Origin of the sequence: Comamonas granuli NBRC 101663 (genome assembly GCF_000739995.1) — a bacterium.
Taxonomy (GTDB): Bacteria; Pseudomonadota; Gammaproteobacteria; order Burkholderiales; family Burkholderiaceae_C; genus Simplicispira; species Simplicispira granuli.
This window is the reverse complement of sequence record NZ_BBJX01000010.1, coordinates 119,688-142,805: the sequence shown is the minus strand read 5'-3', so window position 1 is coordinate 142,805 and position 23,118 is coordinate 119,688. Positions and strand designations below refer to the sequence as shown.

Here is a 23,118-nt window from a genome sequence, read left to right as displayed (position 1 = left end):
TCCTATGTCATTGCGGCGCAGCGTCCGTCGTGCGGGTCTGCGCATGTTCGGACGCGAAGGCGTCCACCAAGCGGGATAGCGCCGAGCGCACCTGTCCCAAGTCCGGATCGGCCAAGGTCACGCGCACCCGTTCGGCGAGCTGTTCCGCCGACGGAGCCGTTTCGCCTTCCGCCGTATGCACCAGACGCATACAGCGGTTGATGACGCTGATCGGCGGGCTGGCCTTGCCCCGTTCGTACTTGCTCACCATCGACTGATCGACCTCCAGCAGGTCGGCGAATTCCTTCTGGCTGCGCCCATTGCGCGCCGCCCGGATGAGTTCTTCAACGCTCTCGAAGGCCACGATCTTGTCATCCACAAAATGCACTTAAAGCCTATTTAACCATGAATATGCTTCTTGTGCCTAGCTTTTGCCGATCAGCTAGCCGTGGCTCGCAGGATCAGGGGCACTTCTGCTTCACGCCGGGCTACGAGGCCCGGCAACACGCGGCCGCCACCGTACACCCAGCGCCGCAGCTCCATCGCGGCAGCGGCCCAGTCCCGCTGGTTCACCCGCCGCCGCAGCGTCGAGGTCTGCAAGCGCCCGCCGCCGAGGTTGAATGTGAAGTCCACGATGGCCGCCAGCCGCCCTTCGGGTTCGGAGGCCAACACTGGGCAGTAGCGCAGCGTGGCGGCCAGCGCCGTACTCAGGTCACGTGCCAGATAGGCTTCCGCTTCCGTCTCGATGATCGGCGGGTGCTGGGCGTCGCAGAGGTGGCCGTAGCCAATCGTCCAGAACCCTGCCGGGCAGATGTACGGATGTGCACGACCCGGATCGGTCTTCGGCACGCGGTGAAACCCCTCGAAGCGCTTGGCCAGTTCGATGGCCGTTTTCGGCACTTCGATCACTGACGCACCCGGTCGAACACTCGTCCGAGGAACCAGAAATTCAGCACGCCGGCCCACAGCGCTTGGTCGGCCTCAGTCCAGGCGTGCAGGATGGCCGCACCCCATCCTGCGCCAGCGGTCACGGCGGCCGCGAACGCCGCCGTCTTGGCCGCGCAGTACAGCGCCATGAACCAGTAGGTGATGACGGGACGCACACTGCACGACAGCGCGTCAGCCCAGCGCACGCCGGTTTTCTCGCCCTGCGTGCGGACGGCTTCCCGCAACGTCTCGATGGCACCGACGTTCCACGCCGCGTCCGCGCTCGCGCCGATCTCCGCCATCCGCTGCGCGCCGCGCAGTTTCTCGAACTCCAGCGCCTTGTCCTGCATTGCCAGCTCGTGGCCGCGCTCGCCCTTGCGGTCGAGCCATTTCAGGATTTCCGGCGCGAGACGGAAGGCCCCGCCAAGGAGGCCACCGAGCAAGGTTTCGATCATTGCGAGCCTCCCATCAGCTTGAGCTTGATGGCGGCACCCACCAGCAGCGCGGCCAGGATGCCGGTCGTGACGACCTTGATGGTGGTCTGCCACGCAGTGCGCCGGGCATCGCGCCACGCATCCAGCAGATCGCGCAGTTCGCGGATGTCGCGGGCGGCGCTGCCGTTCTCCAAGCCTAGATGGGCGAGGCAACGCTCGGCTCCGCGTTGGGCGGCGCGGTCGAGCAGCTCGTCGAAGTCTTCGCGGCGCAAGAGCAGCATGTTCTCGACGAGCGCAGGCTGTTGGTGTTCGGGTTCGGTCATTGGCTTTCTCCAGAAATGCGAAACCCGCCTGATGCGTCGGCATCAAGGCGGGTCTCAGGGGTGAATTGGTGAAACGGCGGTGCTTTAGATTTCGATGATCTCCAGCGTCAGGCTGGGCGCGATGCCCTCGATGGCGTCGTCCCGGACGAACACCTTCTGGCCGACGGCCGCATTGCCGCGCGCCCGGATCAGGCCGCCACCGGGCAATGCGACGGTGACCACGCCAGATCCGACGTTGACCACCGTGCCCGCCTGCAACGGTGGGTCGGGAATGAGTTGGCGGAACTGTTCATAGAGGTTATGCATAGCCCTGCACCCCCAGCGTCTGCCAGACCTCCGGCATCCCGGCCTCGATCTGCGTCGAGCGCACGAGGCCCAGCCGCGTGACGCTGCCATCCTGGTACTCGACGAAGGCCCCGGGTTCGATGATCCCGGTCTCGGCGAGCACGGGCAGACGCAGGCTGACCTCGATCTGTTGGCCGGTATCGGCCAGCACGGCGATGCCACGCTGGCGCGCCGCAGCCGCCTCGGTGATGAGCGAGTCGACCACCATCGGGGCCAGCACATCTCCGGCAGTGCCCGCACGCGTGACCTGCCCGAGCACGCCGATGTCCTGCCCGGACACGAATACGCGGTTGTAGGCGGGCTTCTCAACCCAGCGCAGCGACTCACGGGCGACCGCATCGACAGGCAGCACGAAGTCGGGCGCGACAGTGCTCCAGTTCCACGGCGCAACCGGATACCGGTGGCGCACGCAGAAGCCCTGATCGGAGGGATGCGGGATCAGGTAGCCCCCGACCGCACTGGCGATGGCGGTTAGCGCCTCGATCCACGTTCCCTGCTGCGCGAACACCCCGGCCGGGACGTTCCAATCCGTGAGGCCCCAATCGACCGTCCAGCCCAGCGGGATGCCGTTGAGCGTGAGCACGTCGTCCATCAGCTGCCGCGCTGTGCGCGCCTCAGCGTTGCCGAAGGTCATCACCGGCGCATAGGGCGCGGCCAGCACGGCGTTGCGTCCACGACCGGAGATGCGGATGCTCGCGTCACCGAAGATGCGCTCGCGGCTGATGTTCTCGGCCAGCACGCGGAAGGCCGAGCCGTTGACGCTGGCGACCAGTTCGACCGGACCAGTGGCGCTGCCGGGTGCCACCAAGCTTTCCGCCTTGGCGGGCAGTTGCGCCTCGAAGCCCCACGTCCAAGACGCGGCGTCGAGCGACAGCGAGAGGTTGAACACCGGCACCGGCAGGCCATCGGGCAATCGGTGCAGGGTCACGTTGTTGATCACGAAATACACCCTCCGGACGGAAACGACCACGGGCTCTCCATCCGGAGGCGGCGGGTCGGCGTGGTTTTCACAGACGAACAGCAAGTGGCCGTCCGCTGAGGCCAATGCGGCGAACAGCAGATGCGCGCTCGGCGTGTAGCAAGGCTGCGGCGCGGGCGGCACGGGAACCACCCAAACGCTGATCCCCGGCGGTGGCGAAACCGCTTCCTGATACCGACCGCACCATCCTTTCGGCGCAGGGCGGGCGCTCTGGAAGTCGGTGCCTTGACGCTGAATGAGCAGCCGCGCGACTTGCCAGAAAGTGGCCCGACCGGCGCGCTTGGTGCGATCACCGTCCTGATGCCGAAAGCGCGTGGCGCCGCGCAAGCGCACGGCGTTCTGGAACGAGCCCTGTCGGGCCAGTTCGAGGTGAGTGCCACCCTGGTGGGCGAACCACGTCACGTCGTGCAGACGCGTGGCCTGCTGTTGGCCCGTGCGGCGTTGCTCCGGCGCGGCCGCCAAGACGGGAGGTAGTCGGTGCACGATGCCTTGTGGCGAAGCGAGCGTGCGCCGCCAGAGCGTCTCCCAGCCTGCGGGCGTCGCGGCCGCATCCTGCTGGACGTGATCCGCGCCGTCCTCCGTCTGCCGCGCCACCTGCCAGTGATGCGAGGTCTGGCCGACCGTGGGGCGCTGCGTGTGCGAGGCGTACCTGACTTCGCCGGTGAACACCACGCCGGGGAGGCTCGCGCCCGCGCCAGTCCCCACGTTCAATGGCACGCTCGGGCGCAAGACCAGCGACCGCACCGTCAGGCCCGGGAGTTCGGCCAGCAGCTCGGCGCGGGCCGGGGGAATGAACTTGATCGCAACGACCGGCAGCGGCAGCGTGGCCCGCACCGTCACATCGTCGCGCGGCGCGATGTAGTTAGCCCCGAACACCAAGTTGGCATCGGTGGCAGCGGGCTGGTCGAACAGCAATTCGATCAACGGTGGGCCAACCACTACGTCAGCAATGAGCACGGGCAACGCGGCGACCAAGGTCACCTCGTTGAGATCGACAGGCACGGCCTATCCCAGGATCGCCGACACCATCCGTGCATCTCCACCGAGATACAGATTGGTGCTGGCCAGCTTCACGTCGCCACTGCCATCGGTGCCGCTGCAGTCCAGATCCAGGGCGGTCACGTCGTTGCCGTTCACCAGCCGCGCCCAGGTGGCCACACCCGTGGCCGTGATCAGCCCGTCTTCCTGCTGCGTGAGCGTCAGTAGCCCGCCCGAGATCGTGCCTGCGGGCTTGGTCAGCTTGATCTCGACCAGCATCGCACTGGTCGGCGTCGTGGCAGGAGTGGCGGGCCGCGTCCCGCCGTAGATGCGCAGACGCGCCGGGGTGCTGCCCGCATCGAGGAACGCAAGAGTGCCCGCCAGCCGCGCCTCGTTGTGTTCGACAGTGATGGCAACGGTCATGGCATGGGCTCCGGGCGTAGGTTGTCCGCGATCACGGCGCGGTACATCTGCTTGTAGTCGTAGCTGACCACGGTGTATCTCTGGGCCGGGTCCAGCACTTCGAATCGGTAGTTGCCACCGGCGTCAGACCAGGTCTCGGCAACCAGGACACGGGTGTTCTCGCTGATGAGTTGCACCCGCCGCACCAGCGGTTGGTCGGGCTGCCCCTTCTCCTTCACCGTCCCGGCGATCACGCCGTGGCCGCTGAAGTGAATGTCCTTGCGCGCGCTGGGAATCGTGCGCAAGCGCCAGTCGTAGCCGCCATCCCGGTTCCACAACTCGCTCGATGGGCTGTTGCGGCGGATCAGGTCGACGTGGGCGTTGACGCCGATGTTGGCAGCGGGATCGGGCAACACCGAGGTCGAGCCACCGGCCAGCCGCACCAGCTCGTCGTCGGCGTTCACGCCCACGGTCGCGGGAAACGCGGGCAGACCGGAAGGCGTGTCGCCGACGATGGCGTGAACACGCGCCGTGCCCCCGTAGAGGAACACGCCCGGGATCAGCTTGCCCCGGTAGCTCGCATCGCCGACCTGGAACATCAGCACGCCGCCGGCCTTGAACTGGATCAGTCGCGCCCACGGCACGCCGTTGGCATCGAAGGCACCGACGATGACTTCGCAGCGCAGGATCATCCGCTGGCCAACGTTGAAGGTCGGAGCCACGTCGGACAGGCCGGCGATGGGCTTCGCGCCGTCATTGACGCCGCCCGTCACCGCCGCCCCGTCGCCGAAGCCGTTGTTCCAGCGCGAAACGCTCCACGCGCCATCCAGATGCGCGAACCGGTAGCCCTCGGCTCCGTTGCCGGTGGTCATCCACAGGCCGATGTGTTTGCGAGCACTCGGGTCGGTCAGGAACTCGACATCGACCTCGAACCAGAAGTCACCGTGCGCCGTCTCGTTGAAACGCAGGATCGACTGTCCATTGGGCGCCGAGATGTCGATGGCCTGCTGGGCGCCGTTGTAGCTGGCGGACATGCTGCCGAGCGCCGTGGTGTATCCGTTCGCCGGGGCCGTGGCGAAGGTGTCGGAGAGCGGGTAGGTCACGAATCACCTCCACGGCCCGGTGATGTCGAACGCGATCTGCGCCCCCTCGGTTTCCGAGCTGTACTGCGTCCTGACCAGCAGGAACTTCTTGCCCGCCAGTCCGACCACGTTGTCGACGATGGTCTGGTCGCTGTACGGGCGATCCTGGGGCATCCACAGCATTCCCGGCATCAGGCCGCGCATGTGGCCGTCCTCCTGCCGCACGTAGGTCGGCAGCAGCCACAGGCTGTAGTCCGCCCCGTTCGGAAACGGCATCGGGCCGCGCCCGCAGATCTGCTGGCCGTTGTTCGTGTTCAGCGACGTCGTCGCCCAGCGCACCGGATTGCCAAGCTGAGTGTGATTGCGCAGCAGCACCTTGCCAGTGAAGTCGAGCGAAGAGACCAGTCCGTAGCCGTTGTACTGACCCGGGTAGCTCTCATGCTGGTTGCTGTTGCTCCAGTAGATGTCCTCGGCGCACAGCACGGTGGCGTAGTTGTCGCCCGGCTTGAAGCTGATGAGGTCGCCGAAGCAGTAGCAACTGCGTCCGTACCAGTTGTATCCGGCCTGGTACGTGCAAAACAGGTAGAACAGCCGGTCGTCACCGATCAGAACCCAGTTGCGATTGCCACCGCCACCGTCGCCGGAGTTGTCATAGGCGTTTTGCCGGGCGTGGTACCACTTGTACCAGCCCCACTGATTGGCCTCGAACTGCTTCCAGTTCTGCGTGGGCTTGTTCGGATCGTAGGGAGCCTGCGCGCCGACGATGGTATCGATGTCCGACAGATCTTCGACGATGCCGACGTTGGCCCACTTCGCCCAGCTCGTGGTGTAGTTGGGCGTCTTGAGGCTGTCGTCGATCAGCAGAATGTTCTGCGGCGAAGCCGGGTTCTTGCTGCGGTACGCCGCCTTGTTCGAGCTGGCGAAGAGCTTCTCCCAGCCCAGCGGCGCGACCTTGGCGGAAAGGCTCGTCGCGGTCGTCGCGGGCGATACGGGCGTGCCGGTCACCGCATAGGTGAACGTGGTCGTGGTTGTCGCGATCACCCGGAACAGCCCGTTGTACTCGGGCTGATCAGCCCCGGCGATCAACACCACCTGATCACGCAGATAGGCGTGCCCGGAGGTGATGGTGGCGGTGGCAACGCCATTTGCGAAGGTCAGCGAGTCGATAGCCTTCAGGGCGAAGCCGTTGACGAGACAGGCATCGAGCATCGTCACCAGATCGCCCCAGTTGTTGGCGATCTGCGGCGCACCCACCATGCCGCTGCTGAAGTATTTGACGGTCAGATCGGTCATTGGAATTCCTGCGGAGAGGTTTCAGAAATCAGGATGTGTCCACCCACGCCATTCATGTGGCTTCAGGGCGTGTCGACATCCCCGCGAATCAGCAGCGTGAAGTTGTCGTCGGGCACGGACTCCGGCCCCTGCTGGACGGTGCGCACCACCCAGACCGGGAACTGCGCGCCGATGGTGTTGAAGCGCAGTACGTTGCCGGTGGCCCAGCCGTTGCCCCATCCGAGGGCAGGCAGATGGAAGTACGGCACGCCGGTCGCCGGGTTATTGGGGGCGCAGTCGGTGCTGGTGTTGCCGGTGGCGATCACGCCGACGTTCTCGCCGATGACATCGAACGAGGTGCTGTTGGTGAAGCGCACGATCCAGCGTTCGGTCAGCGCGCCCCGGTTCGTGACCAAGATCGGGTACTGCGTGTTGTTGAAGGTCGCGGTCGCCGAGCTGCCCGACAACGCGTCCGACCACGCGCCGCTCCAGGTCGCCTGATCGAACACCAGGCTGACGCGGGCGAACAGGTCGCCCGCTACCAGCGCGCTGGAGACGAAACTCCCGGACGCGGGATCACCGGGATTGGCGAGCGGGTACTCGTGGGTCAGCGGGCGCGTGAAGCTGATCTCGCCGTTGATCTGCACGTCGCGCACCACCGCCATGTCCTCGATGCGGTGCTCGACGGTCACGGGCTGGCTGTAGCCGGTCACGTTGGTGAAGGTGACGGTGCCCGCTTCCAAATCGGCGGTGTAGCCGGTGTGGATCACCAAGCCGTCATGGCCGACCACACGCACGCGCGACAGCCGAACCCGCGCACAGTCGATGGTCTGGCCGTTGCTGACCGGGGCGGTGATCTTGCCGGTGTGGCCGACGACGGCGAAGCCACCCGGACGGAAGATCGGCACTCGCCCATCGCTGGGCAGCCGCACGGGATCGATGCCGAGCAGATCGGCATCCAGCGGCAGGTAGCTGTAGGCCACCGCGCTGTAGCGCACACTGGAGGCAGCCACCGGTTCGGGCCGGAAGATCTTGCCGTCCGTGCCCACGCGGTCGGCGGCGTACCAGGGCTGGCTCTCGTTGCCGGCCGCCGTGACCATCGTGCCGAAGCGCACGCGCACAAGACCGCTCTCGTAGTCCACGCTGCCGCTGATGCCGGTCGCCTCGATCTTGCCGTCGATGCCCGCCGTCACGTTTTGCGTGCCGCCGACCGCGCGGGCGTATTGGATCGAGAGCGACCCCGGACGCAACGGAGCCGCGCCGGTGCGGAACACGAACTCGCTGGAGATGTTCTCGCCGACCGTGGTCACGCAACTGGCGCGGGTGATGGCGTTGGCTGTTCCCGCTGTCCACGACGTGAGGGTGACGTCGCCCGAGAGGTAGTTGATCGCGCCGCGCGTGACCCAGCCGCTGGGCGTGAATTCGCGCAACGTGCCCTGGCCGTTGTCGCCCCAGGGTTGCGCGCCGCTGATCGTCAGCAGCACCGTGCCGGTCACCACCTGCGCATTCACGCCCGGCACCAGCTTGAAGCTGGGCGCGAACTGGAAGGTCTCCGTGTGGTTGCTGGTGGAGCCCGCGCTGTTGTAGCGCAGCTTCACGTAGCCCGACTCGTCGTTCGGGTACAGCGACGGCGCGGTGACGTAGCTGATGCCACCGTAATTGAGACGCCAGCGCCCGGTGCCGGCGATGGCCGCGCCGAGGCTGTAGTTCGGGCGTGGAATCCGGATCGTCACGTCCGGGTTGAAGATCACTTCACCGGTCGCGTAGTTGACCGTGCCGATGCTCGCGCCGTTGAGGACGACGTTGCCGCCACCATCGTCGCGGGCGATCTGCGTCGGGTCGCGCCAGATCGAGATGGCAATCCCCATCTCCTGCAACTGCGCGAAGGTGTACGCGCCCAGCCCCGCCGTGTCGGTCAGCGTGTTCCACTCGACCTCCAGCGAACCCGGTTCGATGGCACCGAGCGTCGCCGTCACCGGCAACGTCCCCGCACCATTGCGGGATGGGTGCGCGAAGGCATCCTCCTGCTTGGGGCCCGCCACATAGCTCACGGTGAGCTGCGTGCCGACCGACGGCAGCACGTTGGGCGCGAAGTCGAGCCGGCTCTGCGCGACGCTCAGACTGCCGGTGGCCGCCCCGGACAGTACGCCCGAGGTGGCCGCCGTTGCCGTCTTGGTGCCGCCGTACTCCCAGGACACGGTCAGCGATCCGGGTTGCACCGCCGTCCCTGCGGGCGGGTTCAATGCGAGGCTCTGGGCGGCCATCAGGGTGGTGGATGGCTGCTGCGTTTCCTGCGTCGGGACGTTCCAGGACAGGACGAGCGAACTGCCCACGTCGGGCAAGGCCCCCAGCGTCACGACGAACGCGCCGGTGTTCCGGTTGAAGGTGCCCGCGCCGTAGCTGGCATCCAGCCCCTTGAGCGAGCCGTTTCCGCCATCGGACAGTACGTACCAGCGGCCCTGGGCCATGTAGCTGATCGACAGCGTGCCGGGCTGCGGCACCGGGTTGACCGTGCCGACGTAGGACTGACTGCGCGACTCCGGCGTGACCGCGATCTCCGAGCTTTGCGGCGCACGCAGAATCTGCGCGGCGGGCGTGTAGGTGACCGCCTTCGCGTTCGACATCGAGCCGGAGTTGAGGCTCAGGATGCCGTTGGCGTAATCAATGGTGCCCATCGTGCCGCTGGCGGTCTTGAGCAGGCCCGCGTCGTCGAAGATCGTGATGCCGTCCGTGACGATGGTCAGCGAGCCTGGCAGGCAGCCACCTGGCAGGTTGAACTTGGTGCTCGTCGTCCACGCGTGGCTGGCGGTGTAGCTGACCGGCACCGCGCCGGGCACCGGCAATCCGGCGGCCGCATAGGGTGGCACGAAGGAGATCGGCGTCTCGGTCTGGGCGCTGGGCACGAGCTGCGTGTAGATGGACGCGCCCTTGATCGTGAAATCACCGACGGACGCGCCTTGCGTCAGCGGCACCACGCCGACATAGGTGCCGGCATCGGCCACGACCGTGTCACGCACCTTCGTACTGTTGCTGGCGCGCGTGAAGGTGCGCGTAGCGGGTGAGCCGGTGAAGTCGTAGCGCAGCGCGTCGCTGATGTCGACCGTGACGATGCTGGCCTTGTAATCCTTGTCGCCGTCGTAGGTGAAGGTGCGCTCGACGACCGACACCGAGGTGGCACGGATGTACTGCTCCTTCTGCGTGCCCAATCCCTCGTTTTCGATCAAGACCAGCGTCTGGCCGACGTTGGGGATGGTGTCGGTGGTGCGCTGGAAGAGTTGGATGACGCGCTGGCCCGCGATGTGGTTCTCGAACAGGTAGCCCGCCCACTCGGGGCCCTTGTTGAGGTAGGCCTCGATGCGGACCTGTGCCTGCTCGCGGGTATCGAAGGTTTTCTCGGTGGAGAACAGCGTGACGCTGACGCGGGCATCCTGCGGCGGCTCGGCCACGATCACGTTGGCACCGAAGTAGGTGTCGGTGTCGTCGGTCTGCACCGAGACGAAGGTCTTGCGCAGGTTGACCCGACCGCCGGCACGATCCAGTTCGGAGATGTCGGGAAAGATGGCGTTGGAGACGCCATCGGCGATGGTGATGCCGGTGGGCGCGCCGCCTCCCTCGGGCACGTCCGCCATCACGGCGGACTTCAGCAGTTTCACGTCGCCGGATTGGATCGGCATCTTAGATCTCCAGGAATCGAAGGGTCAGGCGGTAGAAGTCGGTGTCGGCGCGGGCCGGGATGCCCAGCACGGGTTCGGCCTCGATGGCGGTTTCCGCGTGGCGGAAGGCGACCGTGAAGACACGGCCATCGGTGACAGCGAGTTCGAAGCGGCCTGTGGTGCCGCCCACCGGAATCGCCGCCCACCCGCGCAACTGCTCCACGGCGGCACGTGTCACCCAAGCCATATCGGGCGCGCCCACCAGGGTGATCGGGCGACCTGCCTGCCGGGTGGCCGACTGGATTAGCAAGGCCCCGGTGATCAGGTAGGACGCATTGGCGACCGCAGGCGACCACGCGTGTTCGTCGCTCCACAGCAAATCGTCGGGCAATGGCAGAGCCACCCCGGTGTCGAGGTTCTTCAGTTGCATCGGGAAACCTTGGGTTTAGGGATCAGGCAGAACAGCAGGAGCGCACGGTCAAGCCGTGCGGGCGCGGGCGGCGTCCAGCAGTTGCAGCAGCCGCGCTTCGTCGCGCGCATCGACGGTGGCGTTGACCGTCTGCTGTCCCGAGGACAGTTCCACGCGCACGGTGCGGGTGGGTGTGCCATCGGGCAACGATGGACGTGGCAGGCTACGGCTTGCGGGCTGTACCAGACCGCCCGAGGCGAAGCCCTGAATGCCTGCCAGCGCGCGCCCGGCCAGTGCCTGCGCCGGAGCGCTCAGGTTGTTGATGGCCTCGAAGAAGCCCGCGCCGTAGCGGGAGACGGCCTGCCGGTTCACGACGAATTCGCCGGGGGTGAGCATCGCCGGGACGGTGTCGGATTTCGCCAAGCCGCCGCGCCGGTAGAACTCGCCCTGGTTCTGCTCCATGTAGTCGATCAGCTCGCGCTCCAGGTCTTTGCCCCAGAGCAGCGGCTGGGCCATCGCCTGCCGCCACGTCTGCTTGATGCGTTCGAGGTTCTGGCGCTCGTTGCCGGTCAGCGTCTTGCGGCCGATGAAGTCTTCCAGCGTGCGCCGATCCTGCTGCGCCTGCTTGCCGTAGCTCTCCATCGTTTTCCAGCGCATGTCGAGGCTGACCGACGCACCGTAGTTCCACTCCAGCCAGCGCGTGTACTCGTCCATGCCCTGCAGGCCGAGGTCGATCATCTTCAATGCCTCGACCGCCTCGCGGTTGCGTTTCGGCGCGCTGGGCTTGCCGTCCGGATCGGTGCCGGTGGAGCCGGTGCTGCCCAATGAGGCGACGCGCCCGCCGACCGCGAAGTGGGCGACGCCATTGGCCAGACGCGCCAGCGCGCCGCTGCCGTACTTGCGCACCGCCGCCTTGCGGATGACGAACGCGCCGGCGTCCAGCGTGCGCGGAACGGTGTCGTGGTAGCCGGAGCCGGGAACCGTGCCGCCGGTCATCCGGGGAAAGGCAGGGGCCACCGCGCCGCCGTCGGCGAAGCGCCGCACGCCACCACCAACCAGACCGCCGGTGGCGTTGACCTCGACCTTCTGCACGTAAATCGTGTGCGTGCTCGAGGTGTTGGCACCGTTCAGGCTCATGATCTCGGCGCGGGCCGCATCGGCATTGGTGCTGACCACGTGCCTGGATTCGGTCTGGATGCGATCCAGTGCCTTGATCATCCCCTCGACGTTGGTGATCGCCGCCTGCGCCTTCTCGGTTGCCACCTTCAGTTCGAGCTGCGAGTTCTGGTCGGCGTAGGTCTTGAGCTTGGCCAGCGCGTCCTTCGCCTTGGACACATCTGCATCCACCGGCAGGGTCTTGCCTTCCTTGAGCAGTTGCTCGTACTGCTGCAGCTTCTTCTCGGCCTCCTGCAGATCGGCCTGGATCTTGAGCAGCACCTCCTTCTCGGCGAGCGCCTTGTCCAGATCGGCGATGGCCTTGTCGAAGCGCGCGGTGTCGGCGTCGATGGTGACCTTCAGGCCGTCCTTCAGCTTGGCGGTGATCTGGTCGATCTCGACTGAAGTCTGCGCGAGCGTGCGGCTGATCTCTTCCCGCGCCGAGAGTGCCGACTGCGCCGCCGTCTGGTGCGCCTTGGCCTCGGCGTCCAGCGCGCGGTTGAGGATTTCCTCTGAGTCGCGGATGCGCTGGATGGCCTGATTGACGCCGTCCTTGCCTTGCGCGATCTGCGCGTCGGCATCCTTGGCCTTCTGGGCCAGTTCGGTGCGCAACTGGTCGGCCTGACGCATCAGGGCCTCGGCCTGCGCATACTCCTGCTTGCGATAGGCCTCGCGCGACTGGGCCTCCAGTTGGGTGACCTGCGACACCGCCTGTTCGGACTGCTTGCGGGCGTCTTCCCCGCGCTTGGCCTCGCTGGTCTGGCTGCTCGCAACCTGCGCGGCCAGATCCATCGCCTTCTGTGCCAGTTGCCGAGCCTGCTCGAACTCGCCATTGGCCAGCGCCTCGCGCGCCTTCTCCTGGTACTCGGCAACCTGGCGCTTGCGATCCTCGGTCGCCTCGAACTCGGTCATACCCTGACGGCGGATGTCGCGGATGCGCTCTTCCGTCGTCATCGAGAGCTGGCGCTTCTCCTCCTCGATGCGCTTGATCTCGGCCAGATGCCGGTTGGCCTCGGCATTGAGCGCGTCGATGTGCTGGCGGTACTCGGACAGCGCCTGCATCATCGTCTGGCGCTTGGTGGCCAGGATTTCGTTCTCGACACGGGTGACGTTGGCCGCGCGTTCGGCCTCGGTCTGCCCGTCGCGGCGCGCCGCTTCGATCTTGGCCCGGGACTCGTCGTCGATCAGCTTCAGCGCGTCGGCGGTGGCTTGGCGTCGCAGCGTGGTCTGCTGCGTCAGCGCATCGGTCAGCAGTTGCGTCGACTTGGTGATCAGCGCCGCTTCGGACTGCTTGGAGAGTTCCAGCGCGCTCTTCTCCTGCTCGTAGCGCGCCTTCACGGCATCGACCTGCCGCTGCAGACTGGCCTCGACGATGGCGGTCAGGCCCTTGTAGGCCTCGGCCATCTTCGCGGTCGCGTCGTTGACGGTCTGATTGGCCTTGCCGACGGCCTGCTCCACCTCGCCGAGGCGGGACTTCAGTTTCTCCAGCGCCGCGTGCACCGCTTCGATTCCGCGTCCGACCGCTTCCTGCGTGCCTTGGCGCACGGCTTCGAGCCGCTTGGCGATCTCCTCGGCGGCGGTCGCGGCGGTGTTCATCGCGCCCTTGGCGGCATCGGCCCCCTTGGAGGCGTCGGCGTACATCTCGGCGAAGATGCGGTTCATTTCGACGAGGCGGGCCTGATGCCGCTTGGCGGCCTCGGCGATGGTGTCGGAGGTGAAGATGGCGGCGAACACTTCCCAGTGGAAGCGAAGCTGCTCGATGCCCTTCATCAGCACTTCGACCATGAAGATGCCGGCCTTGCGGACGATCTCGAACTTCTCCGACAGCCATGTCCCGATCTCCCAGCCGACCAGGAAGGCCCCCAGCACGGCAAACGCCGTCTTGAGCACGCCCACGCTGGCCATGGCCGCCGACACCGACAGATTCGCGGTCGCCCACGCGGCCGAGGTGGCGCTGGCTGCTGCGACGGCTGCCGCCCCGGCGGTCTGCCAAGCAGTGATCAGCGCCGGGATGAGGCGGTAGATCAACACCGCCAGCCCCACCTCGGCGATGCGCTTCAACCACTGCATCACCGTGTCGAGGTTCTGCGCCAGCCACGTCAAGGCTTCGGCCAGCTTCTTGGTGAAGCCGGTCGATTCGTCGAGCTTGTTGATCCACTGCCCGAAGGCGTTCTTCAGGCGCTCGAACGATTGGCTGACGGTCTGCGGCAGTTGGGCGTACTCGCTGGCCAGCTTGTCCTTCTGCGAGAGCAAGGCGTTCACCACCACGTCGGCGGTGAGCCGTCCTTCCTCGGCCAGTTTGCGCAGCCGACCGATGGGCACGTTCAGGCCGTCCGCCAATGCCTGCGCCAGACGCGGACTGTTCTCGACGACGGAGTTGAATTCCTCGCCGCGCAGCACGCCGGAGGCGAGCGCCTGCCCGAACTGCAGCAAGGCGGAACGCGACTCCTCTGCGGACGCTCCCGACAGGCGCAGCGCCTGCGAGATGCTCTCGGTGATCGTGAGCGCGTCCTTCTGCTCGCCGCCCAGCATCCGTACCGCCTGCTGCAACTTGCCGTACAGCGTGGCGGTTTCCTGGATCGGCACGCCGATGCGCTGGGCGATGTCGAACAGCTCCTTCTGCGCGACCGCGTACTCGCGCTGCCCGGCGGTCGCCAGCTTCAGGCGTGCGGACATCATGTTCCAGGCGTCGGCGATCTGGACGATCTCCTGCACCTTGCCCGCCGCCCAGTTGATCGACAGGAAGGCCAGCAACTGCGTCTTGGCCGTCGCCACCTGATCGCCGAAGGCCGACATCCCGGCTTTGACCTCGGCCATGCCGGCGGCCGCCTTCTCCCCGGCGCTCTTGGCGGTGCTTGAGAGCTCGCCGAGGCTGCGCTCGGCGGACGTGATGGCGCGCTTGAGCCCGTCGTCGGCCCCTTCGAGCGCGACGAGGACGGAGATTCGGTTCGCCATGGCTCAGTCCACCGTCCGGATCTGCTTCTCAACTGCAGCCGACAGGCGCGGGATGCGGCCCGCGACCAGACGCTCGACATCGAGGCGCTTACGGAGCACGACCTTGGGCACCAGCACGGCAATCGGGATGTCCGCGCCGCGCTTGAGGCGCTTGATGCCCTCGGCCTTGCGATAACGGCGCTTGAAGCCCGCCAGTGGCCGGTCGTGTTCCTTGATGTTCTCGGCCATCAGGACGATGTTCCCCCTTGCGTTCTTGATGAAATAGGCATTGCCGCCGCGCATCAGCTCGGCGATCTGGGCCTTGAAGCGTTTCCTGCCGACCCGCCCGTGCAGCGGGATCAGCATCCGACCGGCGATCAGGCCGCCGCGCTCGTGCATCCCCGACCATGGAATCCGCGAGCCCACGTACAGCGCGGGCAGGCGGTTCGGGTCCTTGTCCAGCACCTTGGCGGTGAAGCCCTTGAGGAAGGATTTCTTGACCACCGCCATCTGGCCCGCGACGTGGCCGCGAACGTCCTGCTTGAGCTCGGTCGCCTCGCTGGCAATCGCCCGCGCCACCGCCTTCTTGACCTTGTCGCGGAACTCGCCGCCCCAGCGGCGCAGTTGCGCTTGGGCTGCTGCGCTATCGATGCGGACGGAGATGCGCATGGTCAGTGGCCCGATGGGTGAGCTGGTCGAGGGTCTGGTCGAGATGGCGGGCATCGCCGCGCGTGCCAATGGCGACGAGCGACAGCAGCCGCGCATCGCGGGCAGCGTCGGTACGTGCCGTGGCGGCGACGAAGCCGCGCACCTGCGCCAGGGTGTAGTCGAGGATGTCGGGCAGGCGGTGCCCGTGTTCGATCAGGTGCTGGACGGTGTCGAACCAGCAGCCGTCACGGGCGGCAGCTTCGCCGCCGCGAACAGACCGTCGAGCTTCGGGATCACCGTCCGGGCGAAAAAATCGGCGTTCACCTCGATCACCTTGGCCGCCAGCAGGATCGCTTCGTCGGCGGCCAGTTCATCGACCCACGCGCGGGGCTTGCCGACCGCGATGGCGATGGCCGACAGCAGATCGTCGCCACGTTCGCCAAACAGCGCCAGCCAGTCGATCTCGCTGGCGGTGAGCTGCTGCATCACCGGCGAAATCGCGCGCAGGAAGGCGGGCATCTGCCCGACCTTCAGCGGCTTGATGGCCAGCGGTTCGCCGTCGATCACCAGTTCGATGCTTTGCGGAATCAGCGCTTCCAGGTCACTCATGGCGGCTCCCATCAGAGTTGCACGATGCGGCCGAACTGGCCGAGCACCGCGTCATAGGGCTTCGTGGTGTCGGCCAGCAGCGACCCTTCCAGTTCGAACTTGTTGTACTCGTCCGAGATGAAGGAGATTTCCTTCAGCGGATCGAAGGCCACGCGGTAGAGCTCGACCAGCACCTTGGCGTTGCCCTGCGCGGTGTTGATGCCTTCCAGCCGCAGGTAACGCTCGGGCAGCGCCTGCGTGAAGATGCCGATCTCGGTGGCCACACCGTAGGCATAGCTGGCCTTGAACGGCGCTGTGAAGCCGGTGGTATCCAGAAACTGGAGGGCACCGAAGTCGGTGTCGGCGGTGTAGTTCGTGCCCAGGGCCAGGGTGGCAGGCGTGCCCGCCGAATCGACCACGACGAGGGACGACACCTTCGGGTGGGCCAGGAAGTAGCGGTCGCCCGGGGTCGGTGTCGCACCGCCCAACGGTTCGCCAGTGACCGTGCCCGGCGTGCCGACGACGTGGTTGCCGTAGAGGGCCAGCGCGAGGTTTTCCTTGGTGAATTCCTCGATGGTGAGGTTCACGGTGGCCGACTTCTGCTTGACCATCCGGTGATCCAGCGAGCGCTGGCCGGTCTGGCTTTCGTAGTGCTCCAGCACATCGGTCTTGAGGGAGAGCTTCAGCTCGGCGACGTTGCCGGGCGAGCGCACTTCGATGGGAAGGCCGTCGGTGTCGCGTTTGCCGAGGAAGACGCGCCCTTGAAAACTGGCGTAGGTGCTCATTGCTTGGGTTCCTTGCGTTGAATGGGAGGAAGGTCGGTTTCAGTCCGGGCAGGCTTGGGTTCCCGCGTGGCGATGTCGTGCGCCAGCAGCCATTCGGCGGTGTCGGCGTCGACCTCGATGCGGTCACGGGGCCCGTAGGACTTGCCAGCGTGGGTGTGCGGGCGGGTCAGAACGAGTCGGGTCATGGGTGGTCATCCAGGGGTTGAGAGGTCATTGGCCAGCGTCCGGTACGTGATGCGGTAGCGCGCCGGGAGCGCCACGGCCACCGCGTCGGCGTCCTCCACCTCCCACTCGCATTCCTGCTCGCGGATGCTTAAGCACAGCCCGCCGAGATTCCCGTCCGCCATCAAGGCGGCGTGGGCGGCGGTGAGCAGCCGGTCGGCTTCGGTTTCCGGGACGGCGGGCGGAACGGCGCGGGCCAGCGCCACGACGCGGACGGTGAGTTCGCGGGTGACGCGGTCGTTGGCGCGTTCGGTGATGGACTCCGACTCGGGGAACAGCGCCAGCGCCGGGCACTGCTCCCGGCTGATGGCCACCGTGGGCGAGCGGTGCAGCGTTGCCCCGAGAGATTCCGCGTGTGGACGGACAGCCGCCAGCGCCGCGAGCAGGATCTGTTCGCGGATCGAGTTGCCAGCCATCGCGCTACATCCGGGTGAGATGGGCGCGCATCTCGGTGCCGTCGCCCACGGCCCGGATGTCACGCACCAGGAAGGTCACGCCATCGATCTCGACCGGCTCGCGCTGTGCGAGCCCAACGAAGATGGACGCGGGATAGGTCATCACGTACTCGGTGCTCAGCGTCAGGCCGTCGAGCACCGTGTCGTCCGGCGCGGCGAAGCCAACCGGGTGGCTCTGCGGCGGCGAGCCGTCCGAAGGACGCCACTGGCAGTCCTTCAGGAGCCCGGCGTTGGCGGCCGACGCGTAGATCTGCTCGACGATGCCCATCACGCCACCGTCAACTTCACCAGCACGCCGGGGCGGTGGCACATCGGCAGCGGGTTGGACTGCGTGTGCAGATCGGTACCACGGTCGAACTTGCGCGGCTCCTGCCTGGCGTACAGCGGCTGGCCGACCGTGTTCACGGTCTCGTTGAAGTCCGCCGGCGCGAAGTAGGTGCCGAAGGTATCGATGGTGCCCAGAGGGAAGGCATGGGCCTCACCAGCGGCGATGAAGCGGCGCGCGGTGCCGTTGGCATCGGTGGCCTGACCCCGGTACTCCTCGAATGTGATGCCGCCGTAGGTGAAGCCGCGCCGCACGTCGTTGATGAGGATGGCGCCGTTCTGCCAGTTCTCGAAGGCCTTCTCGACCTTGGCGTGGCCGGTGAGCGCGGCGAAGAACTCCGGCGAGCACAGACAATGGACGCCGTTCATGAACTCGCCCTTGAGGTTCTCCTCGATGGTCGCCAGCACGGTGCCGCACTTGGCCTTGACGTTGGTGCCCGCCGTGCCCAGCTCGAAAGCCACCGTCTGCTGCGCGATCTCGAAGGCGTCGAACAGGTCGTAGAGCACCGAGCCGTCCGCATCGAGGATCACGCCCTTGAGCGCGCCGACACGCAGGTGCTCCAGCGTGATCGCATGCTTGTTGCGCATCGTCTCCAAATGGCGTGCGACCACGCCCGCGACCGTCTCGGTTTCCGTTTCCGAACCGAAGGCGCGGATGCCTTGCACTTCCTCGGGCAGCACCACGTCGTCGTGCGGGATGTGCGGCACGACGAAGGAGCGCAGCTTGCGCTTGCCACGCACGCCGACCGTACCGGGCGAGCCCGGCGGCAGCGTGGGCAGCAGGTTGAGCACGCCGTTCATTTCCTCGACGACGATCTGGCGCTGACGCACCGGCTTGGGCGGCATCAGGTTCAGTTCTTCCAGACGCCCGTAGCGATTGGGCAGGATGTTGATGGCAGCGGTCAGCGCGGCCATCGAGAACGCGGGATTGCTGAAGGGGTTGTTCATGGTCAGGCTCCTTGACGGACGAGCACGCCCAGCGCCTTGAGCTGCGCAATCGCGGTGAGTTGTTCGGCGGTGGTGATGGCGTCGGGCCACGCAAGTGCGTGGTTGGCGACGATGGCGTGGCGCGCGACGACGAGGCCGTCATCACGGTCGATCAATGCCGCGTCGCAGGCTTGCAGCAGCACGCCTGCGGCGACCTGCGTGCCGTCCTCGGCGGATGGATCGAGCTGCTTGTACTTGCCGGTGGCGGTGACGATGCCGACGACGGTGCCCAGCGACAGGTTCTGACCGGAAGCGACCGTGACGCGGTCGCGCGAGTAGAGGTTCGGCGCTTCGTACTTGAGCAGGTCACCCAGATTCAGCGGTTCGGCGAGAACGGACATTTCAGATCTCCTTCTTGAAGGCGGTGGACTGCGCCGCGAGCTGCTTGGCCGCGTCGATCAGCGGATTGCTGGCCGCAGGACGCGCGGCGTCGGGCGCGATGCGGCTGACGATTTCGGGGCTGGCCTCGGCCTGCGCCGCGAGCAGTCGGCCGCGTACCGTGGCAGGTGCAGTGTTGGTTTCGAGGAAGCCCGCGATCAGGTCGGCGCGACCGGCGAGCGTGCAGGTCTGCGCGATCTCGATGGCGTCGGCCACACTCAACGTGGTGGCGGCGGACGGTTGAGGAGGACTGCCAGCAGGATCAGCAACAGGCCGATCAAGAGCAGCGGGGTCGGATCGTTCATTCATGGATGACTCCATCTGGTGGTTACGAAGAAAGCCCGCTTGGCTGGCCGGAGCCACCTGAGTCGGGAGTGGGGAAAGCGATTGCGTGAGCTGGGCGAGCGCGTCGTCGAAACCGCCGACCGCATCGGCCAGTCCGGTGGCGACGGCATTCGGGCCGAAGAACAGGCCGGCTTCGGTGGCGCGCACGACGTCCGCGTCGAGGCCGCGATGGCGCGCGACGGTCTCGACGAACAGCTCGTAGACGCGATCCACCTCGGCCTTGAGCACCGCGTGCGCGGCGTCGGAGATCGGCTCGTGCGGGTTGAGGTCGTTCTTGCGTTCGCCCGCGAACACGGCGGTGTAGCGAACGCCGTCCTTCGCGTCCTTCGCCGACTGATCGACGTGCATGGCGATGACGCCAATCGAGCCGACGCCGCCGGTGCGCGCGACGAACACGCGTGTGGCGGCGGACGCCAGCGCGTAGGCCGCCGAGAACGCCATGTCGTTGGCCACGGCCCAGACCGGCTTCGCCTGCGCCGCCGCCCGGATGCGGTCGGCCAGATCAAACACGCCACCTGATTCACCGCCGGGCGAATCGACGTCGAGCAGGATGGCCGCGACCTCGGGGCTGGCGAGCGCGGCGTCCAGTTGCGCGGCGATGCCGGTATAGCTGGCGAGGCCTGATTCGGCCTCGAGACCAGAGGTGCGGCGCACCAGCGTGCCGTGGATCGGGATGACGGCGACCTTGCCGCTGGCGGGCGTCGGCGCGCGCGTCACCGGCGTGTAGCCCACGGGTGCGGCGAGATCGGTGAGGCCGATGCGCGCGCCGAGCACGGAGAGGATGACGTCGAGTTTCGGGCGATGGATCGCCAGCGGCACGCCAAACAGGCGCGCCGCCAGATGAGGCAGCACGGTCATGGGAATCCTTCTGGAAGAACGGTCAGGCGATGGAATCGCCGCTGGTGGCGTCGGGCGTGACGGCGTTGCGGTTGGGTTCCGCCCCATCACGCACATTCGCGCCGTCCTTCGACGTATGGCGAGGGTCGGAATCGAAGATCAGGCCGAGGTCGTCGGCGCGCTGGTTGTCGGCGGCGATCTCGCGGTCGACGTCTTCGGCGTCGTAGCCGTTGGCCGAGATGGCTTCCGAGCGGCTCATCAAGCCCGCGCGGATCGCCATCAGCATGGCCTTGTATTCCTTCTCCGGATCGACCCACTGCCAGCCTTGCGGAATCCACTTCACCGCGAGGCACTGGCGGCGGCGCGTGGGCCCGCCGCGCGCGAAACCCGGTGCATCGAGCGCGCCCGCGAGCACGGCCTGCTTCATCCACGCGGCCCACACCGGACGACACATCTGATGCACCAGCACCGAGTGCTGCACCATCTCGCAGCGGCGGCGGAACTCCAGCAGCCCGGCCCGGATGGACGAGTAGTTCACGCCCGTCAGGTCGCCGGTCAGTTGCTCGTAGGTGATGCCGATGGCGGCGGCGACCGCGCGGAACTGCGTGCGCAGGAACTCGGAATACGAACTGCCCACGTCGGCCGGATCGGAGAACTTGATGTCCTCGCCCGGCTCCAGGATCTGCAAGGTGCCCGGTTCCAGTCCGGCGAGCGCGATGCCGTCGCCGTTGGCCGCGCCTTCGCCCATCAGGTTGTCTTCGGGGTTCTGGCGCGTGACGAAGCCCGCGAACATCGCGGCCGTTTTCTTGCGCACCAGCTCGGCGTCGTCGTACTGGTCGAGTTCGTTGAGCTTGACCAGCGCCCGCGACAGCCACGGCTCGCCGCGAATCTGGCCGGGGCGCAGCACGCGGTACAGGTGGATGACTTCGCGCGCATCCACGCGCACGGTCTCCATGCCGCCCTGGCCCGACATCGGCGCGAGCCGCCCGTCCTCCGGATGCGAGCGGTACAGGTGGTAGGCGACGCGCCGACCCAGCGCATCGAACTCGATGCCCGAGCGCACGACGTTGCCAGACGGCAGGTCTGTGTTGAGGTGGATCGGCAGGTGCTCGGACTCCAGCAGTTGAAGCTGCAAGGGCACGGCCAAGCCGTCCTCGACACGGCGCGGACGCAGCCGGATCAGGCATTCGCCGCCTTCGAGCATCGAGCGGCAGGCCAAGGCTTGCAGGCCGTAGAAATCGGTCTGGCCCGCCGCGTCGGCTTCCTCCGTCCAATCGCGCCACAGCGCCTGCACGTCGGCCTTGAAGTGCTCGTCATCCGACAGGCTCTGCGGCTTGATGCCGGTGCCGACGGCGTTGGCGACGAAGGCGTCGAGCGCGGCCTGCGCCCACGCATTGCGACGCACGAGGTCGCGGCTCTTGATGCGCAGGTCGGTGTGGGTGGCCAGCATCGCGGCCACCGCGCCCGGATTGCCGGGCATCCACGCCAGCGAACGTCGGCCCCGGCCTGCGGCTTCGTGGACTGGCGACTGGCCGAACAGGCGGCGCACGGTTTGGGCGAACCACGCCATGTCAGAACCCCTTGCCCGTGGTGATGCGGATCTGGCGCGGCGCGCCCGGCCACAGTCCGCTGGCGGCGGCTTGCTCCAGCAGGCCGCGCTTGACCTCGCGGATCGCGTCCTTCAGTTCCTCGACCGAGCGGTACTCCACGGTCTTGTCGCCGAAGCTCACGCGCTTCTCGCCCTTGGCGAGCGCGGTTTCCAGCGCCTGGAGTTGGACTTCTGTGTAGGCCATCAGCGGTACACCACGAGGTTGATTTCGGAGGAGTCGTCGAACGACGCAGCGGTCGTCGCGCAGGAGAGGTCGACGTACTGGGCCGTCTTGAGGTCGGAGCTGGCGCGCACGATGGCCACGCGCTGCTGACCGCTGTTGGTGCTGCTGCGCGCGAGCGCCGTCCAGCAGTAGTTCGCATCCGGCATTGGCACCGCGAAATGCACGCGGTACCGGCCCGCCGCCGTGCGCACGACACTGGCCACGTTGCGTGCGCTGCCGATCACGACCTGACCGCCCACGTAGCCGAAGCTCACCCACACCCGGGCGACGCCCGGATGCGTGGCGTCGATCTTGGTTTTCACCTCGAAGCCGATGCGCGCGGCCAGCGCGGCGATGCTGGACGCCAGACTCATCAGGCCAGCGCCCCGTCGAAGATCACGACGAAGTCGGTGTCGGTGTTGCCGACATCGGCGGCAGCGACTGCGCCGATGTTGGTGCGGGCCTGCAGCTGCTCGGCCACAGTGAGGGTCTGCGCCGCGTCGAAGCGCACGCGCAGATTGACTGCGGCCAGGAGCGCGTCCAGTCCGCTCGTGCCGTTCTGCAGCAGCTGCTGGATCTCGACCAGGGTGTCGTAGGCGGCGTCCGCTCCACCCAAGATGTCGGCCTTGAGCGCATCGAGCAGCGACACGATCTTGTTCGACGAGTAGGTGGTAGAGGTTCCGATCTGGTTGTCGTCGATGGCCGTCGCGGACAGCACCGCCGCCTTCAACTCGTTGATCGCCGCGACCAGACTCGATTTGTCGGTGGTGGACAGGCTGGCGAGATTGCCTGCCGTCGCCCGGACGTCGTTGAACTCCTGGGCGACCCGGATGACCAGGCTCTCGATGCGGGTGGCAAGACTCATG

Annotated in this window: 25 protein-coding genes; all 25 read right to left on the bottom strand. The window is 66.9% G+C overall.

Going from position 1 to position 23,118, the window contains the following annotated elements; genetic code table 11:
• Positions 1–7: 7 nt before the first annotated feature.
• The 25 genes from CGR01S_RS12085 to CGR01S_RS11970 all read right to left on the bottom strand — a co-directional run bounded on the left by CGR01S_RS12085 (position 8) and on the right by CGR01S_RS11970 (position 23,117).
• Positions 8–358: a helix-turn-helix domain-containing protein gene (locus tag CGR01S_RS12085; RefSeq protein ID WP_245616800.1), complete on the bottom strand. Its 351-nt coding sequence runs from the start codon at positions 356–358 to the stop codon at positions 8–10.
• Positions 359–417: 59 nt separating this feature from the next.
• The gene (locus CGR01S_RS12080; protein WP_042427307.1) at positions 418–888 is read right to left on the bottom strand and encodes a lysozyme; all 471 of its coding nucleotides are present in this window, start codon (positions 886–888) and stop codon (positions 418–420) included.
• Complete coding sequence (locus CGR01S_RS12075) at positions 885–1,361, bottom strand: hypothetical protein (protein ID WP_042427306.1); 477 nt, start codon at positions 1,359–1,361, stop codon at positions 885–887. Before CGR01S_RS12075 ends, CGR01S_RS12080 begins: the two co-directional genes overlap by 4 nt.
• Positions 1,358–1,663 (bottom strand): DUF6127 family protein, encoded by a 306-nt coding sequence (locus tag CGR01S_RS12070; protein ID WP_042427305.1) that lies wholly within the window; start codon positions 1,661–1,663, stop codon positions 1,358–1,360. The genes CGR01S_RS12075 and CGR01S_RS12070 overlap by 4 nt, the downstream gene beginning before the upstream one ends.
• 84 nt (positions 1,664–1,747) lie before the next feature.
• Positions 1,748–1,969 carry a hypothetical protein gene (locus CGR01S_RS12065; RefSeq protein ID WP_042427302.1) on the bottom strand — a complete coding sequence of 74 codons (222 nt, stop codon included), beginning with the start codon at positions 1,967–1,969 and terminating at the stop codon, positions 1,748–1,750.
• Positions 1,962–3,989: a hypothetical protein gene (locus CGR01S_RS12060; protein WP_042427299.1), complete on the bottom strand. Its 2,028-nt coding sequence runs from the start codon at positions 3,987–3,989 to the stop codon at positions 1,962–1,964. The genes CGR01S_RS12065 and CGR01S_RS12060 overlap by 8 nt, the downstream gene beginning before the upstream one ends.
• 3 nt (positions 3,990–3,992) lie before the next feature.
• Positions 3,993–4,388, bottom strand: coding sequence for a hypothetical protein (locus CGR01S_RS12055; protein WP_042427296.1), 396 nt, complete (start codon positions 4,386–4,388; stop codon positions 3,993–3,995).
• On the bottom strand, positions 4,385–5,470 hold the full coding sequence (locus CGR01S_RS12050; RefSeq protein ID WP_042427293.1) for a hypothetical protein: 1,086 nt from the start codon (positions 5,468–5,470) through the stop codon (positions 4,385–4,387). Before CGR01S_RS12050 ends, CGR01S_RS12055 begins: the two co-directional genes overlap by 4 nt.
• A gap of 3 nt (positions 5,471–5,473) precedes the next feature.
• Positions 5,474–6,742: a hypothetical protein gene (locus CGR01S_RS12045; protein ID WP_042427290.1), complete on the bottom strand. Its 1,269-nt coding sequence runs from the start codon at positions 6,740–6,742 to the stop codon at positions 5,474–5,476.
• Between the two features lie 62 nt (positions 6,743–6,804).
• Complete coding sequence (locus CGR01S_RS12040; protein WP_042427288.1) at positions 6,805–10,395, bottom strand: hypothetical protein; 3,591 nt, start codon at positions 10,393–10,395, stop codon at positions 6,805–6,807.
• 1 nt (position 10,396) lies between these two features.
• Complete coding sequence (locus CGR01S_RS12035) at positions 10,397–10,804, bottom strand: hypothetical protein (protein WP_042427285.1); 408 nt, start codon at positions 10,802–10,804, stop codon at positions 10,397–10,399.
• Positions 10,805–10,852: 48 nt separating this feature from the next.
• Positions 10,853–14,893, bottom strand: a complete 4,041-nt coding sequence (locus CGR01S_RS12030) for a tape measure protein (RefSeq protein ID WP_042427282.1) — start codon at positions 14,891–14,893, stop codon at positions 10,853–10,855.
• Positions 14,894–14,896: 3 nt separating this feature from the next.
• Positions 14,897–15,541: a DUF6441 family protein gene (locus CGR01S_RS12025; RefSeq protein ID WP_042427279.1), complete on the bottom strand. Its 645-nt coding sequence runs from the start codon at positions 15,539–15,541 to the stop codon at positions 14,897–14,899.
• 192 nt (positions 15,542–15,733) lie between these two features.
• On the bottom strand, positions 15,734–16,129 hold the full coding sequence (locus tag CGR01S_RS12020) for a DUF6631 family protein (RefSeq protein ID WP_042427276.1): 396 nt from the start codon (positions 16,127–16,129) through the stop codon (positions 15,734–15,736).
• Positions 16,130–16,140: 11 nt separating this feature from the next.
• A complete protein-coding gene (locus CGR01S_RS12015; protein ID WP_042427273.1) occupies positions 16,141–16,893 on the bottom strand; it encodes a phage tail tube protein in 753 nt (250 codons plus the stop codon).
• Entirely contained in the window at positions 16,890–17,078 is a 189-nt protein-coding gene (locus CGR01S_RS16735; RefSeq protein WP_156967566.1) for a DUF7210 family protein, read from the bottom strand. Before CGR01S_RS16735 ends, CGR01S_RS12015 begins: the two co-directional genes overlap by 4 nt.
• 6 nt (positions 17,079–17,084) lie before the next feature.
• Entirely contained in the window at positions 17,085–17,531 is a 447-nt protein-coding gene (locus tag CGR01S_RS12010) for a hypothetical protein (RefSeq protein ID WP_042427271.1), read from the bottom strand.
• A 4-nt stretch (positions 17,532–17,535) separates the two neighbouring features.
• Positions 17,536–17,838, bottom strand: a complete 303-nt coding sequence (locus tag CGR01S_RS12005; protein ID WP_042427268.1) for a head-tail joining protein — start codon at positions 17,836–17,838, stop codon at positions 17,536–17,538.
• Positions 17,838–18,842 carry a major capsid protein gene (locus tag CGR01S_RS12000; protein WP_042427264.1) on the bottom strand — a complete coding sequence of 335 codons (1,005 nt, stop codon included), beginning with the start codon at positions 18,840–18,842 and terminating at the stop codon, positions 17,838–17,840. Before CGR01S_RS12000 ends, CGR01S_RS12005 begins: the two co-directional genes overlap by 1 nt.
• Before the next feature lie 2 nt (positions 18,843–18,844).
• Positions 18,845–19,222, bottom strand: a complete 378-nt coding sequence (locus tag CGR01S_RS11995; protein ID WP_042427262.1) for a head decoration protein — start codon at positions 19,220–19,222, stop codon at positions 18,845–18,847.
• Position 19,223: 1 nt separating this feature from the next.
• Positions 19,224–20,462 carry a S49 family peptidase gene (locus CGR01S_RS11990; RefSeq protein ID WP_042427260.1) on the bottom strand — a complete coding sequence of 413 codons (1,239 nt, stop codon included), beginning with the start codon at positions 20,460–20,462 and terminating at the stop codon, positions 19,224–19,226.
• A gap of 22 nt (positions 20,463–20,484) precedes the next feature.
• Entirely contained in the window at positions 20,485–22,011 is a 1,527-nt protein-coding gene (locus tag CGR01S_RS11985) for a phage portal protein (RefSeq protein ID WP_042427259.1), read from the bottom strand.
• Between the two features lies 1 nt (position 22,012).
• Positions 22,013–22,234, bottom strand: a complete 222-nt coding sequence (locus tag CGR01S_RS11980; RefSeq protein ID WP_042427256.1) for a phage head-tail joining protein — start codon at positions 22,232–22,234, stop codon at positions 22,013–22,015.
• The gene (locus tag CGR01S_RS11975) at positions 22,234–22,626 is read right to left on the bottom strand and encodes a hypothetical protein (protein WP_042427253.1); all 393 of its coding nucleotides are present in this window, start codon (positions 22,624–22,626) and stop codon (positions 22,234–22,236) included. Before CGR01S_RS11975 ends, CGR01S_RS11980 begins: the two co-directional genes overlap by 1 nt.
• The gene (locus CGR01S_RS11970) at positions 22,626–23,117 is read right to left on the bottom strand and encodes a hypothetical protein (protein WP_042427250.1); all 492 of its coding nucleotides are present in this window, start codon (positions 23,115–23,117) and stop codon (positions 22,626–22,628) included. Before CGR01S_RS11970 ends, CGR01S_RS11975 begins: the two co-directional genes overlap by 1 nt.
• Position 23,118 lies beyond the last annotated feature (1 nt).

Excerpts from the sequence above, each read along its gene's own strand:
- CGR01S_RS12075 (WP_042427306.1), bottom strand. The coding sequence starts at position 1,361 with ATGATCGAAACCTTGCTCGGTGGCCTCCTTGGCGGGGCCTTCCGTCTC.
- CGR01S_RS12070 (WP_042427305.1), bottom strand. The coding sequence starts at position 1,663 with ATGACCGAACCCGAACACCAACAGCCTGCGCTCGTCGAGAACATGCTG.
- CGR01S_RS12065 (WP_042427302.1), bottom strand. The coding sequence starts at position 1,969 with ATGCATAACCTCTATGAACAGTTCCGCCAACTCATTCCCGACCCACCG.
- CGR01S_RS12055 (WP_042427296.1), bottom strand. The coding sequence starts at position 4,388 with ATGACCGTTGCCATCACTGTCGAACACAACGAGGCGCGGCTGGCGGGC.
- CGR01S_RS12045 (WP_042427290.1), bottom strand. The coding sequence starts at position 6,742 with ATGACCGATCTGACCGTCAAATACTTCAGCAGCGGCATGGTGGGTGCG.
- CGR01S_RS12040 (WP_042427288.1), bottom strand. The coding sequence starts at position 10,395 with ATGCCGATCCAATCCGGCGACGTGAAACTGCTGAAGTCCGCCGTGATG.
- CGR01S_RS12035 (WP_042427285.1), bottom strand. The coding sequence starts at position 10,804 with ATGCAACTGAAGAACCTCGACACCGGGGTGGCTCTGCCATTGCCCGAC.
- CGR01S_RS12030 (WP_042427282.1), bottom strand. The coding sequence starts at position 14,893 with ATGGCGAACCGAATCTCCGTCCTCGTCGCGCTCGAAGGGGCCGACGAC.
- CGR01S_RS12025 (WP_042427279.1), bottom strand. The coding sequence starts at position 15,541 with ATGCGCATCTCCGTCCGCATCGATAGCGCAGCAGCCCAAGCGCAACTG.
- CGR01S_RS12020 (WP_042427276.1), bottom strand. The coding sequence starts at position 16,129 with ATGAGTGACCTGGAAGCGCTGATTCCGCAAAGCATCGAACTGGTGATC.
- CGR01S_RS12015 (WP_042427273.1), bottom strand. The coding sequence starts at position 16,893 with ATGAGCACCTACGCCAGTTTTCAAGGGCGCGTCTTCCTCGGCAAACGC.
- CGR01S_RS16735 (WP_156967566.1), bottom strand. The coding sequence starts at position 17,078 with ATGACCCGACTCGTTCTGACCCGCCCGCACACCCACGCTGGCAAGTCC.
- CGR01S_RS12010 (WP_042427271.1), bottom strand. The coding sequence starts at position 17,531 with ATGGCTGGCAACTCGATCCGCGAACAGATCCTGCTCGCGGCGCTGGCG.
- CGR01S_RS12005 (WP_042427268.1), bottom strand. The coding sequence starts at position 17,838 with ATGGGCATCGTCGAGCAGATCTACGCGTCGGCCGCCAACGCCGGGCTC.
- CGR01S_RS12000 (WP_042427264.1), bottom strand. The coding sequence starts at position 18,842 with ATGAACAACCCCTTCAGCAATCCCGCGTTCTCGATGGCCGCGCTGACC.
- CGR01S_RS11995 (WP_042427262.1), bottom strand. The coding sequence starts at position 19,222 with ATGTCCGTTCTCGCCGAACCGCTGAATCTGGGTGACCTGCTCAAGTAC.
- CGR01S_RS11990 (WP_042427260.1), bottom strand. The coding sequence starts at position 20,462 with ATGACCGTGCTGCCTCATCTGGCGGCGCGCCTGTTTGGCGTGCCGCTG.
- CGR01S_RS11985 (WP_042427259.1), bottom strand. The coding sequence starts at position 22,011 with ATGGCGTGGTTCGCCCAAACCGTGCGCCGCCTGTTCGGCCAGTCGCCA.
- CGR01S_RS11980 (WP_042427256.1), bottom strand. The coding sequence starts at position 22,234 with ATGGCCTACACAGAAGTCCAACTCCAGGCGCTGGAAACCGCGCTCGCC.
- CGR01S_RS11975 (WP_042427253.1), bottom strand. The coding sequence starts at position 22,626 with ATGAGTCTGGCGTCCAGCATCGCCGCGCTGGCCGCGCGCATCGGCTTC.
- CGR01S_RS11970 (WP_042427250.1), bottom strand. The coding sequence starts at position 23,117 with ATGAGTCTTGCCACCCGCATCGAGAGCCTGGTCATCCGGGTCGCCCAG.